General features: G+C 75.4%; 12 protein-coding genes. 6 read left to right on the top strand and 6 right to left on the bottom strand.

Annotated features, from left to right (window positions below; all coding sequences use genetic code 11):
• Positions 1 to 35: 35 nt before the first annotated feature.
• From ACIRQF_RS36705 to ACIRQF_RS36680, 6 genes are all read right to left on the bottom strand, one after another.
• Positions 36 to 308, bottom strand: a complete 273-nt coding sequence (locus ACIRQF_RS36705) for a chaplin (protein WP_376638329.1) — start codon at positions 306 to 308, stop codon at positions 36 to 38.
• Between the two features lie 298 nt (positions 309 to 606).
• Complete coding sequence (locus ACIRQF_RS36700) at positions 607 to 1,104, bottom strand: hypothetical protein (protein WP_404099160.1); 498 nt, start codon at positions 1,102 to 1,104, stop codon at positions 607 to 609.
• A gap of 115 nt (positions 1,105 to 1,219) precedes the next feature.
• Entirely contained in the window at positions 1,220 to 2,200 is a 981-nt protein-coding gene (locus tag ACIRQF_RS36695) for an LPXTG cell wall anchor domain-containing protein (protein WP_404099158.1), read from the bottom strand.
• 255 nt (positions 2,201 to 2,455) lie between these two features.
• Positions 2,456 to 2,734, bottom strand: coding sequence for a hypothetical protein (locus tag ACIRQF_RS36690; RefSeq protein WP_404099155.1), 279 nt, complete (start codon positions 2,732 to 2,734; stop codon positions 2,456 to 2,458).
• Between the two features lie 277 nt (positions 2,735 to 3,011).
• Positions 3,012 to 3,629, bottom strand: a complete 618-nt coding sequence (locus tag ACIRQF_RS36685) for a hypothetical protein (protein ID WP_404099152.1) — start codon at positions 3,627 to 3,629, stop codon at positions 3,012 to 3,014.
• A gap of 274 nt (positions 3,630 to 3,903) precedes the next feature.
• Entirely contained in the window at positions 3,904 to 4,143 is a 240-nt protein-coding gene (locus ACIRQF_RS36680; RefSeq protein WP_376638324.1) for a chaplin, read from the bottom strand.
• A gap of 734 nt (positions 4,144 to 4,877) precedes the next feature.
• Between ACIRQF_RS36680 and ACIRQF_RS36675 the strand changes: the two genes are divergently transcribed.
• The 6 genes from ACIRQF_RS36675 to ACIRQF_RS36650 all read left to right on the top strand — a co-directional run bounded on the left by ACIRQF_RS36675 (position 4,878) and on the right by ACIRQF_RS36650 (position 13,528).
• The gene (locus ACIRQF_RS36675) at positions 4,878 to 6,173 is read left to right on the top strand and encodes a glycosyltransferase (protein WP_404099149.1); all 1,296 of its coding nucleotides are present in this window, start codon (positions 4,878 to 4,880) and stop codon (positions 6,171 to 6,173) included.
• On the top strand, positions 6,170 to 7,603 hold the full coding sequence (locus tag ACIRQF_RS36670; protein ID WP_404099146.1) for a sugar transferase: 1,434 nt from the start codon (positions 6,170 to 6,172) through the stop codon (positions 7,601 to 7,603). The genes ACIRQF_RS36675 and ACIRQF_RS36670 overlap by 4 nt, the downstream gene beginning before the upstream one ends.
• Positions 7,604 to 7,605: 2 nt before the next feature.
• Entirely contained in the window at positions 7,606 to 8,931 is a 1,326-nt protein-coding gene (locus ACIRQF_RS36665) for an O-antigen ligase family protein (protein WP_404099143.1), read from the top strand.
• A 1,000-nt stretch (positions 8,932 to 9,931) separates the two neighbouring features.
• A complete protein-coding gene (gene murJ / locus ACIRQF_RS36660) occupies positions 9,932 to 11,668 on the top strand; it encodes a murein biosynthesis integral membrane protein MurJ (protein WP_376637987.1) in 1,737 nt (578 codons plus the stop codon).
• On the top strand, positions 11,580 to 12,365 hold the full coding sequence (locus ACIRQF_RS36655; RefSeq protein WP_382484716.1) for a polysaccharide deacetylase family protein: 786 nt from the start codon (positions 11,580 to 11,582) through the stop codon (positions 12,363 to 12,365). Before murJ ends, ACIRQF_RS36655 begins: the two co-directional genes overlap by 89 nt.
• Positions 12,362 to 13,528, top strand: a complete 1,167-nt coding sequence (locus tag ACIRQF_RS36650; RefSeq protein ID WP_404099140.1) for a glycosyltransferase — start codon at positions 12,362 to 12,364, stop codon at positions 13,526 to 13,528. Before ACIRQF_RS36655 ends, ACIRQF_RS36650 begins: the two co-directional genes overlap by 4 nt.
• Positions 13,529 to 13,533: the final 5 nt, after the last annotated feature.

The raw sequence follows: 13,533 nt of genomic DNA, 5'->3' as shown, positions 1-13,533 counted from the left end.
GCCGGGGGGACGCTCGTACGGCGAGGAGCCGAGGATCAGCCGCCGTAGCCGCCGTCGTCGTGGCCGCCGTCGACGTTCGCGCACTGGTTGCCGAAGGCCGGGTTGATCAGGCCGATGACGTTGACGGTGTTGCCGCAGAGGTTGACCGGCACGTGGACCGGGACCTGCACGACGTTGCCGGAACCGACGCCGGGCGAGTGGGCGGCGACGGCCTCGGCGCCCGAGTCGGCGACGGCCAGGCCGGCTCCGCTGAGGGCAACGGCACCGGTGCCGGCGATGACAGCGGCAGCCTTCGCGATGCGAGACATCAGGAACTCCTTGAACGTGGAAAGCGACCGCGAGAATCACGGCCACATATGTCCTTCAACGGCGCTACGGCCCAGGGGTCACGGCCATTGCGCCGAACGGGACGGAAGAGAGGGAAAATCCGGTGAGATGGCCCGCGGATCACCGTTCCACCCGCCGTCGGATACGACGGAGTGTTCCGGGACCCGCGGGCCGCGGCCATGCGACAAGCCTCCTGTTGCAACGAGCATCGACCCCGCGAGTATGGGGAAGAATCGTGTCTTCACCCGCCGGATCAACAGTCGTACAAAAGGCCGTGCCTTACGGGGCCAGGCCCAGCTGGGGGTCGAGCGCGCCGTTCAGCGCGGGAGTGAGGACACCGACCTCCGGCACGCCCAGCCCGGGAAGACCGAACGTGTCGGCCTGGGGGGTGTGCAGCGCGTTGCCCACGGTGGCGCCCGGGGTGACGGCCTTCATCTCGGAACGCGGGCTGGTGAACTCGGCCGTGCCGGGCTCGCTGCCCTTGAGGAGCTCGGGCAGCGGGGCCGCGATGTCGGTCTCCGACAGCGTGCTGTCGAGCGGGATCCGGGGCAGGGTGAGGTCGGACAGCGCGCCGACGCCCTCGTGGAAGCCGGTGGGCGCGCCGGGGATCGGCGTGGGGACGCCGGTCTCGATCGACGGGGCGTCCATCGGGAGGACCGGCTCGAGACCCTGCAGCGGAACGACCACCGGGGCGTCCGCGGAGGCGACGGGCGCCAGGGCCGCGGAGGCGAGGGCGGCGGCAAGGAGTCCCAGGCCGGCGTGAGATCGCAGATTCATGTCCTGCGAACGAGTTGCGGCCCGGTTTCGTGACGGCATTCCCCTGAGTGCACCAATACGAGGCCCCCACCGGTGAGGGCGGGGGCCTCGGTTGACGGGACGTCGGTGCGGCGCGTCAGTGACGGCCGGCGCGGGCCGCCCTCCCGCAGCGCCGGTACAGCACCGTGCCGCCGGCGAGGAGCGCGGCGCTGAGCGCCGCGGCTCCGACGAGGGTGGCGGGGTCGCCGCCCGTGTCGGGGAGCTGGGGGCGGTCACCCGGGTGGGAGGGCTGCCCGGGCGGGGTCTCCTCGCCCGGCCGGCACGGGTGACCGGAACCGCCCTCCTCGCACCCGGGCCCGCCCGGGTGCGAGGGCGGCGGCTCCTCGCCCGGCCCGCAGTCATGGCCGGGACCACCCTCCGCACAGCCGGGCCCGCCCGGGTGGCCGGGCGGCGGCGTCGGGTGGCCGGGCGGGGTGGTGTGGTCCCCGGGCGGAGTGGTCGGCGGCGTCGGGTGGCCGGGCGGGGTGCTCGGGTGGCCCCCCGGCGGGGTCGTCGGCGGCGTCGAATGACCGGGCGGGCTCGTCGGGTGATCGCCGGGCGGGGTGGTCGGCGGCGTCGAGTGGCCCGGCGGGGTGGTGGGGTGGTCCCCCGGCGGAGTGGTCGGGTGACCGCCCGGCGGGGTCGTCGGGTGCCCTCCCGGCGGAGTGGTCGGGTGCCCGCCCGGCGGGGTCGTCGGGTGCCCGCCCGGCGGGGTCGTCGGGTGCCCGCCCGGCGGGGTTCCGCCCTCGTCGCCGTAACCGCCGGGCTCGTCGTCGCCGTAACCGCCCGGCTGGTCGTCCCCGTATCCGCCGGGCCCGTCCTCCGCGCCGCCGACGGCGGACCGCACCGCGCGGTGGCAGAGGTCGGCGACGGCGACGGCGACGGGGTCCCCGGGCCGCCCCTGGCTCCCGCACACGTTGCCCGGCATCGGCACCTGCCGGTGCTGCGCACCGCCACTTCCGGGCGAACCCCCTGCGGCCGCGACGGAGTTCCCGGTCGCGGCGAAGCCGCCGGTGAGCGACAGGATGCCGGTCGCCGCGGCGGTGGTGAGCACTTTCCTGCTGATGATGGATCGCATACCGCTCTTCCTCTGGGACAGGGAGCGACCGGCGAGGATCCCCCCTCGCTCCGACGACCGGCCCGTTCTCCCCGCACGCCCTTCCGAGTGCGCGGGGATGGCGTGAGCGTAGGGAGACGGACGGGGCGGAGGGCCGGGACAACACGGCAGACAATCCGAAAATCATTCCATCGGACGTTGGTGAAGGGCAGAAGTGTGGCCCTGGCAAAGGGACGATCCACCAGGGCCTGTCACCGCAGGTTGCTTGAGCAGCCGTCAGCCGCCCAGCGGACCGGCCCCGAGCGGGAGGCCTCCGAGGAGCGCGCCCCCCTTGGTGGTCTCGTTCAGCTGGGTCGCGGTGTCGGTGACGGTCTTGACGGGCGAACCGTCGGTGGTGCTGCTGAGCGCTTCCGTCGTCAGCCCGCCGCTGGTGAGCGCGCCGAGTCCACCGTCCAGGCTGGTGGGCAGCATCGATCCGGCGGCCATGGCGGGCGTGGCGACGCCCAGGGCCATCACAGAACCGGCGAGGGCCGCGGCAACCTTGGTGGGCTTCATGAAGAGATTCCTTCCATCGGAGTGCAAGTCACGTGTCATACAGGGGTGTTGGGGATTCCCCGTACGCCGTTCCACTTTCTGTAACGAGACGCGTCCTCCCCGGAAACTCCGGGAGCGGGGATTTCTCGACACTGCACCCGAACGATGAGGACCGGTGCTATTTGCCGATCACCTGCACGGAAGGAGCGCACAGGGGGCGCGAAAGGGGTCGCGCCCGTCCAGGAGTCCTGGACGGGCGCGACCCGTAAGGCGGTCGGCTAGCGGACCGGTGACGACGTCACGGCAGGGCGCCCGCGGAGACGGGCGGTGCGGCCGGGAGGCCGTCCGTCGACGGCAGCGTGACCGGGAGATCCGGCGCGGCCGGCAGCTCCGGCACCGCCGGCGGGTTCGGCACGGCCGGCAGGTCCGGCGTCGCCGGGAGGCCGGAGAGGGAGGGCAGCCCCGGGAGGTCCGGGACCGCCGATCCACTGCCGAGCGCGGTGGCCACGACCTGGTCGACCAGCGAGGTCACGGTCGAGGCGACCTGGGGGACGATGCCGGTCACATTGCCGGAGGAGACGGCGGCGAGCAGATCGGCGACCGCCTTCTGCACGGTGGCGAGCAGGTCGTCTCCTATGTCCGCGGGCGCGGACGCCGGGGACTGGGCGGCCGACGACTGGGCGGCGCCCAGGGTGGCCGCGCCCTTGGCCCCGTCGACGGCGGTCGCGATCTGGGCCTTGAGCGCGGCGGCGGCGTCCTTGAGGGCGGTCGCGTCGGGCAGGGGTGCTCGGGTGCCGGCGTGGGTGGCCGGGCGGGACGGTCGGTGCTCGTCGGCGAAGGCGGTTCCCGCCGTACCGAGGGTGACGGCGGCGGTTATCGCCAGGACGGTGAGGCGGCGTGATGCCAGGGGACGCATACGTGTTCCTTTTCCTTATGCGTCGGACAACTTCTCCGCCACCGTGCCTGCGCTTATAGCGCTCCGCAACCGGAAAACTACCGAGCGCCACGACCCCGTTCGGGTGAATCCTCCCCTCTGACCTGCTCCTCCGAGGGGCGTACGCCGTTGCACGGGACGGCGCACGGGGGTGCGCCCGAACGAGTCAGACAGCGAGCAGACGGCGAAGGCCGGCGCGACGACCCCTGCGGGGCGCCGCGCCGGCCTCGGAAGGACCACGATCCGGCGTGCGAGATCAGGCGTTGACGCAGGTGTTGCCGAAGGTCGGGTTCAGCGCGCCGATGACGCTGACGGTGTTGCCGCAGACGTTGACCGGGACGTGCACCGGCACCTGCACGACGTTGCCGGACAGGACACCGGGGGAGTGCACGGCCGCTCCCTCGGCGCCGGCGTCGGCGGCGGCGACACCGGCGGCACCGGCGACAGTGGCGGCGGCACCGACGGACAGAGCGACGGCCTTGGCGATACGGGACATGGAGAACGTCTCCTCGATCGATTTACTGCGCGGACGGTTTCGTCCGGCTCCTTCAACAACGCCCAGGGATTTCATCGGTTGCTCTCCCGAACGGGTGACGTTCAACCGATCTTTGGGCCATAAGAGGGTCATTCGAGTGACCGGGCCCAGAAAAGCGCAACACGCTCAACGAGGAACCCGCGCCCCGGGCACGGAAGTTAGCGTAGGCGAGCATCTCATGCTTACTATCGCCCGCCGTGGGGGTTATAACGTTCCCGAACGTTGCTTCCGTCCCCGTCGCGCGTTCATCCATTTCGCGCGGACGACTCCTTCCTCGCCCCCGGTCTCCACGGGTCTTCCTCTCCTTCTCTCATCAAAGCGGAGAACCTGTATGCGGAATTCAGCGGTTGATGCCGTTCATGCCGTACGTCGGGGCCTCGTGCGTGCCGTGTCGTGCGCGGCGCCGTCCGCCGGGGCCCGGGCCGTCCGGCCCCGCCTGTACCCGGGCCGGAACCGCCGGCCGGGACTCGTCGCCCACGACGGCGACGGGGGGACTTCCGGGGATTTCCGCGCCGGGGAAACCGGCCCGGCGAAGGGCGGCACGCGCAGCGTGCTCTCCGGTCCGGCGAATTCCGCGGACGACGTGATGAACTCCAGCATCACGGCTGCGGGAGCAAGTCGGATGAAGCGACTGCCCGTTCATCAGAACACCCTGGGGTACTCCGACGTCTTTGATCTGCGGGGGGCGCTGCACCATGGGGCCGATCGATTCCACACACGCCTCGGAAGCGGGAAGGACGCCGTCCGGCCCGGCGCGGTCTTCCTCCGGGCGGACGTCGTCCGACGGGCGGACGCCCAGGGCTGAGGGGCGCCCGGACGTGCTGCACGCGGTCCAGCCGGGTGACGGCGGGGTCGCCCGGGTCGTCACCGACCTGGTCCGCGCACAGCTCGCGGCCGGACTGCGGGTGGCCGTGGCCTGCCCGCCCGACACCGGCCTCGCCTCGGCGGCGAGGGCGGAGGGCGCCGACACGTACGCCTGGCGGGCCGGCCGCGAGCCGGGCCCGCGCCTGTTCCGCGAGACCCGCGAACTCGCCCGGCTGATCCGCTCGGCGGGCCCGGCCCTGGTGCACGCGCACAGCGCCAAGGCCGGGCTCTGCGCCCGTCTCGCGCTGCGCGGCCGGATCCCGACGGTGTACCAGCCGCACGCCTGGTCCTTCGAAGCGGTCGAGGGCACGACGGCCGCCCTCGCCCGCCGGTGGGAGCGCACGGCCGCCCGCTGGACGGCCCGGGTCGTCTGCGTCAGCGAGGCGGAACGGCTCACCGGCGAGCGGGCCGGGGTCCGGGCGCCCTGGTCGGTGATCCACAACGGTGTGGACACGACCCGCTTCACCCCGGTGCCGGGGACGGCCGACGTCCCCGCGCCGGGCGGCGACCCGGCCGGCCCGGAGGCCGTTGCCGGCGCCGCGGGCCCGGCGGCCTCCGCACCTCGCGGCCCCGTCGTCGTCTGCGTCGGGCGGCTCTGCCGGCAGAAGGGGCAGGACGTGCTGCTCGCCGCCTGGCCCGAGGTTCTCGCACGGGTGCCGGGGGCACGGCTCGTCCTCGTCGGGGACGGGCCCGACGCGGAGCGGCTGCGGGCCGTCGGCGGGGGTTCGGTGACGTTCACCGGGGCGGTGGCCGACACCGCGCCCTGGTACCGGGCCGCCGACGTCGTCGTCCTCCCCTCCCGCTGGGAGGGCATGGCGCTCGCGCCGCTGGAGGCGATGGCGAGCGGCCGGCCGGTGGTCGTCGGCGACGTGGACGGGGCGCGCGAGAGCCTCGCGCCCGGCCACGAGGGACTGTGCCTGGTCCCGTCCGGGGACCCGGCCGCACTCGCCGCAGCGCTGGGCCGCCTTCTGGCCCGGCCGGCACTGCGGCACTCGCTGGGCCGGGAGGCCCGCGAGCACGTACTCAGCAGATTCGATGTGCGGCGCACCGGCGCGGCCGTCGCGGAGCTCTACCGCGAACTGGCCGGAGTGCGGTGCACGGAGCACAGAGAGCCGATCGCACAGTGACTACGGAAAGCACCAGCATCCCTCCCGCGCCGGGCCCCTGGCCCGCCGCGGGCCCCCTCCAGGGTCTTGCCTCCCTCACCTCGCCGCGCGGCGACTCCGACCGTCTCGCGCTGCCGCCCCGCCGGCCCGGCCGGCCGCGGCCGACCGCGCTGCCGCTGGTGGTGGCCGACGCGCTCGCCGTACTGCTCGCCTTCGGTCTGCTGGCCGAGGCGCACCGGCGCTGGGAGCCCGCGCTGTTCGTCACGGCCCTCGTCGTGCTGCTCGACGGCCGGGCCGGTCTGTACCGGACCACCGGGGTGCCCGCGGGCGTCCTGGACGAACTGCCCGCGCTCGCCGCCCGCGCCGGCGTCGCCTGGTGCGTGACGGCCGCCGCGGTCGCCGCGGTGGCGCCGGCGCTCGTGATCGGACCACTGCGGCTGAGCCTCGCCTACGCGGCGCACGTCGTCGCGGTGACCGTGCTGCGCGGACTCGTGCACGGGCGGCGGCGCCGCGCCGCGCGGGCGCACCCCCGGTCCGCTCTGGTGGTCGGGCCGCCGGGCCCGGCGCGCCGACTCGCGGCCGCGCTCTCGCAGCGCCCGGAGTACGGCATCCGGCCGGTCGGCGTCGTCGGCGCGCGCCCGGACGGCGAGCCGGGGCTCCCGGTCCTGACCAGCACGGAGGAGATCCACCGGGCGGTCATCCAGAACACGGTGCGCGACGCGATCTTCCTGACCGAGGACGCGGGACTCGTGACCCTCTTTCAGCACTACGGCTGCACGACCTGGCGGATCGGCGGCGAGGCCACCGACGGGCCGATGGGCGATCACCTGTGGGGCTACCGCTGCCGGCGCCTGGTGCCGGTCGGCGAGCGGCGCGGCCTGACCGCGAAGCGGGTGCTCGACGTGGTCCTCTCCGCGCCGGCGCTGGCGTGCGCGCTGCCGGTGCTGCTGCTGTGCGCGCTGGCCGTGCGGATCTCGGACGGCCCCGGGGTGCTCTTCCGGCAGGAGCGCGTGGGGCAGAACGGGCGCCTGTTCACGCTCCTCAAGTTCCGTACGCTCAAGCCGGTCGACGAGACCGAGTCGGCGACCCGGTGGAGCGTCGCCCACGACCACCGGATGAGCGCCGCCGGGCACTTCCTGCGGAAGACGTCGCTGGACGAGCTGCCGCAGTTGTGGAACGTGCTGCGCGGCGACATGAGCCTGGTCGGCCCCCGACCGGAACGCCCCTACTTCGTGGCCCAGTTCAGCCGGGTGCACGCCGGTTACGCGGCGCGGCACCGGATGCCGGTGGGACTCACCGGACTCGCCCAGGTGCACGGCCTGCGCGGTGACACCTCGATCGAGGACCGCTGCCGCTTCGACAACCACTACATCGACCACTGGTCGCTCTGGCAGGACGTCTGCATCCTGCTGCGCACGGCGGCCGGCCTCGTGCGACCGACAGGAAGCTGACGATGGCGACCATGACGACGGCGGTGGCGGCCGTACCGGGCGCCGGCCCGGAGGTGCGGGGACTGGCGCGCAGGGTGGGGGCCCTCTCTCCGGTCCTCGCCGTGATCGCGCTGCTGCTCGTGCCGGGCGGCGGGGGCGGCGCGCAGGGCGGCACGGGCGGCACGGGCACGGTCGCCGACGCCGCGTCAGGCCTGTTGGTCCTGGTCTGCCTGGTGCGGGTGGTACGGAGCGGGGCCCGTCCGCTGACCCGTACGGCGGCGGTCGTGCTGGGCCTGCCGGTGCTCGGTGTCTGCCTGGCCGCCATCACCTCGAACGACCCGGGGGCGAGCCTGCCGGGCGTCGCCCGCTACGTGCAGATCTTCGTGCTCGTCCCGGCGGCGGTGCTCCTGTCGGTCCGCGACCGGCGGGACTTCGCCGTGGTGGCCTGGGCGCTCGTCGGCCTCGGGCTGCTGCAGGGCGCGGTGGGCGTCGTGCAGTACCTGACGGGGACCGGCGCCTCGTACCAGGGTGAGGACGTCCGGGCGGTCGGCACCTTCGGGGCGACCGATGTGATGGGCATGGCGACGGTCGTCGCGTACGGCCTCGTCATCGCGACCGGTCTGGCGCTCGGCGGGACCGCTGGGCGTACCAGGACCGTCGCGCTGGCCTGCGCCGGCGCGCTGTTCGTCCCCCTGGTGCTGTCCTTCAGCCGGGGGGCGTGGATCGCCACGATCCTCACCTGTGCGCTCCAGCTCCTCCTCTCCGGTCTGCGCCGGGCCGGCCGGGTGGCGCTCGTCGCGGCGGCGCTCGGGGTCGTCCTGGTCGGCGGCCTGGGCATCGGCTCGGACATGGTGAAGGAACGCGTCACCAGCATCACGCAGGTCACCGCCGCGCCCGACCAGTCCGTCACGGACCGGTACACGTTGTGGGCGGCGGCGGGCCGCATGTGGCGCGGCGAGCCGCTGACGGGTGTGGGCCTGAAGGGCTTCCCCGCGTACCGCGACTCCCACGCCTCGCTGGCGCTGTCCTCGGGCAGCGACACGGCCGGCGCGGGCGCGGCCTTCGCGCGGCAGCCGCTGCTCTCCCCGCACAACATGTACCTCCTCGTCCTCAGCGAGCAGGGCCTCGTCGGCCTCCTCGCGCTCGCCGGCGGCTGGGCCGCCCTCCTGGTCGCCGCCGTGCGCCGGCGCCGGCTCGGCGCGGACTGCGCACTGGTCGCGATCGGCCTGCTGACCTGGCAGCTCGTCGACTTCTTCTACGCGGACATCGGCGGCCCGTCGACGGTCCTGATGTCCGTCGTCCTCGGCCTGGCGGCCTGGTGGTCGCTGGCGGAGGTGCGGCGTGCGTGACCCCTGGTCCCCCCTCCAGCCCCCGACGGACGCCACCGGTCCGCCGGGGGCGCCGGCCGAACGCGTCGCGGCGCAGGGCGGGCAGCGCGAGGCCGGGACGGACGCCGGTGCCGTCGCGCCTCCGAGCGTGCGCACCGACCACGGGCGGCTCGTCCGTGACGTCCCGCCGGACGGGGGGTGGACGGCCCGGGGCCGCGGCACCCCGCCGCTCGACCCGCCGGTCCCGCACACCCCGTGGGCGCCGTCGTCGCCCTCCCCCGCCGACGGCGCCGTCCCCTTCGCCCCCGGCGGGCCCCCGGCGTCCGGCCGGCGGACGCCTTACGCGCCGTTCCCCGGCACCGACGGAGGGCACGGATTCACCGGCCCGTCGGCGGCGACCCCTCCCGCGGGCCCCGGAGACCCGTGGTCGGCCCTCCCGCCCGCGGACGCCCTCTGCGGCCTTCCGCCGCGGAGCGACCCCCACCCCCTGCCGCCGGGGGAGCCGGCCGACCGCCCGGCGCACGGCGGCGCACCCCACCCGACCGGCCCGGCGGACCCCTGGTCGTCGACACCTCCGGCGGACGCCCTGTGCGGGCTGCCGCCGGCCGGGGCGGGGGCGCGGATCGAGGGGCCCGGGACCGCGCACGCCGCCTCCCTCGCCGCCGACCCCTGGGCGGGCGTCGTCACCGCCGGCGTACGCCACGAAGGACACGGCGGGTTCGGACCCGCCGACGTGCCCGTGGACCTGCTCCTCGCCGATCCGTGGGCGGGCTTCCTGCCGACCGACACGCGGTGCGACGGCGGCGGGCCCGGCGCACGGCGGGCCACGCGGGCGCCCGGCCGGGGCGGCCGCCCGCCCGCCGGCGCCCGGCCCGTGCGGCGGGTCGCGCGCGAACGGGCGGCACGCCTCGACGATCCCGAGACGCGCGCGCTGCTCGACGCGCCCCGGCCGCCGCTGCTCGGCGGCCGGCCGCTGGGGCTGGGCGCCCGGCCCGTCGCGGGCGGTGACCTCCGGCCGCCGCTGCTCGGGACCCGGAGCGCGCCGCAGGGCACGCGGACGCGGACGGCCGGCGACACCGCGGTCGGACGGGGGCGGCACGCCCGCCGCAAGGGGGGACGGTCGCCGTCGGGACGGTTCCTGCTGCGGGCCGCCGTGGTGACGGCGGGGCTGACGGCCGTCGGGGCGGTGCTCGGGCTCGTACGGGACCAGATCCTCGCCGGGTACTTCGGGGCGGGCGCCGAGACCGACGCGTTCCTGGTGGCGTGGACGGTCCCGGAGTTCGCGTCGACGCTGCTGATCGAGGACGCGATGGCGCTGATCCTCGTACCGGCCTTCTCGCGGGCGCTGGCGCGCCGTACCGGGACGCTGTTCGGGGACCCGGTCCGGGCACTCGTGCGGACCACGCTGCCCCGGCTGGTGCTCACGGTCGCCGCCGTCTCCGCGCTGCTCGTCGTCCTCGCGCCGCTCCTGGTGTCCGCGCTCGCGCCCGGCCTGCCCGATCCGCAGCTCGCGGTGGACTGCACCCGGCTCACGGCCACGTGCGTGCTGTCGTTCGCGCTCGCCGGGTACTGCTCGGCGGCGCTGCGCGCGCACGGCTCGTTCCTGCCACCGGCCGCGATCTACGTGGCCTACAACGTCGGCATCATCGGCACGACCCTGGTGCTGCGCGAACCCCTCGGGGTGCGGTCCGCAGCGGCCGGGGTGGCCGTCGGCGGGGTGCTGATGGTGCTCGTCCAAGCACCCTCGCTGTTGCGGGAGTTGCGGACCCGGCCCACCCGGGGGCAGGAGCCGCGGCCCGCGCCGCAGGGCGACGGGCGGCTGCTCGTCCTCGGGATGATCGCACCGGTCGTCGTGTTCGCGCTGTCGCGGCAGTCGCAGATCCTCATCGAGCGCTTCCTCGCCTCGCCGCTGCCGGCGGGCGCCATCTCGCATCTGAACTACGCGCAGAAGGTCGCGCAGATGCCGATGATCCTCTCCCTGATGCTGTGCACCGTCAGCTTCCCGGTCGTCGCCCGCGCGCTGGCGGCCGGCGAGGCGGAGGAGGCCCGCCGCCGGGTGGAGCGGGACCTGCTGCTGGCGGCGGTCGTGGTCCTGATCGGCGCGTCGACGGTGGTCGCCACCGCCCCGCAGATCGTGGAGATCCTCTTCCAGCGCGGCGCGTTCGACCGCTCCGACACCGCCGCGACCGCCGCCGTCATGCGGGTGTACGCGCTCGGGCTGCTCGGCCAGACGATGGTGGGCGCCCTGGTCCGCTGCTACTTCTCCGCCGCCCGCCCGCTCTGGTACCCGGCTGCCGCGATGGGCGCCGGGCTCGCCGCGACCGCCGTCACGGGGGTGGTCGCCGCCCACCTGTGGGGAGCCGCCGGCATCGCGGGCGCCAACGCCTTCGGCATCACCCTGACCGCCGTGATGCTGCTGGCGGGAGCCCACCGCCAGTCCGTCCCGGTCGACGTGCGCCGGCTCGGCGAGGGCCTGCTGCGGCTGGCCCTCGCCGGCGTGTGGGCCGCCGGCGCGGGGTGGCTGTGCGCCGCCGTCACCGGCCCGCCCGTGCTCGCCGTAGCCGTCGCCGCCGCGGTGGTGACCGGCGTGTTCCTGCTGTTCGTCGCGTGCGCCGCCAAGGCGCCCGCGATTCCGCCCCTGCCCCGCTTCCCCCGTGGGAGGACTCCCCATGCCCGCACCGGCCGTGCTGCGTCGTCTGCTGCCGAAGCCTCCCCTGTGGGTGGCGATGTACCACTCGGTCGCGGACGTCGCCGATGACCCGTACAAGGTGACCGTCTCCCCCGTGCGCTTCGCCCGGCAGCTGCACTGGCTGGGCGACCGCGGGCTGCGCGCGGTGTCCGTACGGGAGCTGCTGGCGGCGGCCGCCGCGGGGCGGGAGCGCGGTCTGGTCGGGCTGACCTTCGACGACGGGTACGCCGACTTCCTGGAGTCGGCGGTGCCGCTGCTGCGCCGGCACGGCTTCACGGCCACGGTCTACGTGCTGCCCGGGCGCCTCGGCGGCGCCAACTCCTGGGACCCGCACGGCCCGCGCAAGGAACTCCTCGACGAGGACGGCATCCGCCGGGCCGCCGCCGCCGGCATGGAGATCGGCTCGCACGGCCTGCACCACGTCTCCCTCACCGACGCCGACGACGCCACGCTCGCCACCGAGACCCGGGAGAGCCGGGAGCTGATCGAGGACATCACCGGCGACCCGGTGGACGGCTTCTGCTACCCGTACGGGGCGGTGGACGCGCGGACCGTACGGGCCGTCCGCAAGGCCGGCTACGCGTACGCCTGCGCGATCGACCCGGGCCCGATGTCCGGCACGTACGCGCTGCCCCGCATCCACATCGGCGAGGCGGACACCTCCTGGCGGCTCACCGCGAAGCGGACGCTGCATCCGCTGCGGCGCCGGCACCCCGCCGATCTCGTCCCCGCGCGGAGCGGCCCGGCCCGGTCGGTCCTGTCGTGAAGGTGCTGCACGTCATCACCGGGCTCGGGATCGGCGGCGCCGAGCAGCAGCTGCGGCTGCTGCTGCGGCATCTGCCGGTGCGCAGCGACGTGGTGACCCTGACCAACCCGGGCGCGGTCGCCGACGGCATCGCGGCGGACGGCACCCCGGTCACCCACCTCGGCATGACCGGGAACCGGGACGTGGGCGCGCTGCCCCGGCTCACCCGGCTGATCCGGCAGGGCGGGTACGACCTGGTCCACACCCACCTGTACCGGGCCTGCGTCTACGGCAGGCCCGCCGCCCGGCTCGCCGGCGTGCGGTCCGTCATCGCGACCGAGCACTCCCTCGGCGACGTCCAGATCGAGGGCCGGCCGCTGTCGGCGGGCACCCGGGCGCTGTACCTGGCGACCGAGCGCCTCGGCACCTCCACGGTGGCCGTGTCGCCGAGCGTGGCGCGCCGGCTCGCGGACTGGGGCGTCGCCCCGTCCCGTATCCGGGTGGTGCCGAACGGCATCGAGACGGACCGCTTCGCCTTCGACCCGCGTGCCCGCGCGATGACCCGGGCCGTGCTCGGGCTGCCCGCGGACGCCTTCGTGGTCGGCGGGGTGGGGCGGCTCACGGCCGGGAAGCGCTTCGACCGGCTGGTCCGGGCGGTGGCGTCGGTCCCGGAGGCGCGGCTGCTGCTCGTCGGCGAGGGCGACCGGCGGGCGGAGCTGCTGCGGCTGGCCGAGGAGTGCGGGGCGGCCGGCCGGGTGCTGCTCGCGGGGGCGTTCCCGGACCCGCCGACGGGCCCGGCGGGCGGGCGGCTCGATCTGCCGTCGCTGCTCGCCGCGATGGACGTCTTCGTGTCCACCTCCCCCGACGAGACCTTCGGTCTCGCGGTCGTCGAGGCGCTGGCCGCGGGCCTGCCGGCGCTGTACGTGGCCTGCCCCGCGATCGACGACCTGCCGGCCGGCGCGGCACCGGGCGCGCGGCGCATCGGCCAGGCCGTGCCCGAGCTGGCCGACGCCCTGCGCGCACTGCTCGCGGCGCGCGGCGCCCGCGACGCCGGGAACCCCGCCCCGCCGGACCGGCTGCCGCCGCCCGAGGCCGTCCGCCGCTACGACATCGCGCACAGCGCCCGGCAGTTGCTGACCCTCTACCACCAGGCCGTCCACGGCCCCCACCCTTCCGTGAAGTGAGAGCT

It is taken from the genome of Streptomyces sp. NPDC101191 (assembly GCF_044767915.1).
GTDB lineage: Bacteria > Actinomycetota > Actinomycetes > Streptomycetales > Streptomycetaceae > Streptomyces.
This window is presented reverse-complemented; position numbering and strand designations above follow the sequence as displayed.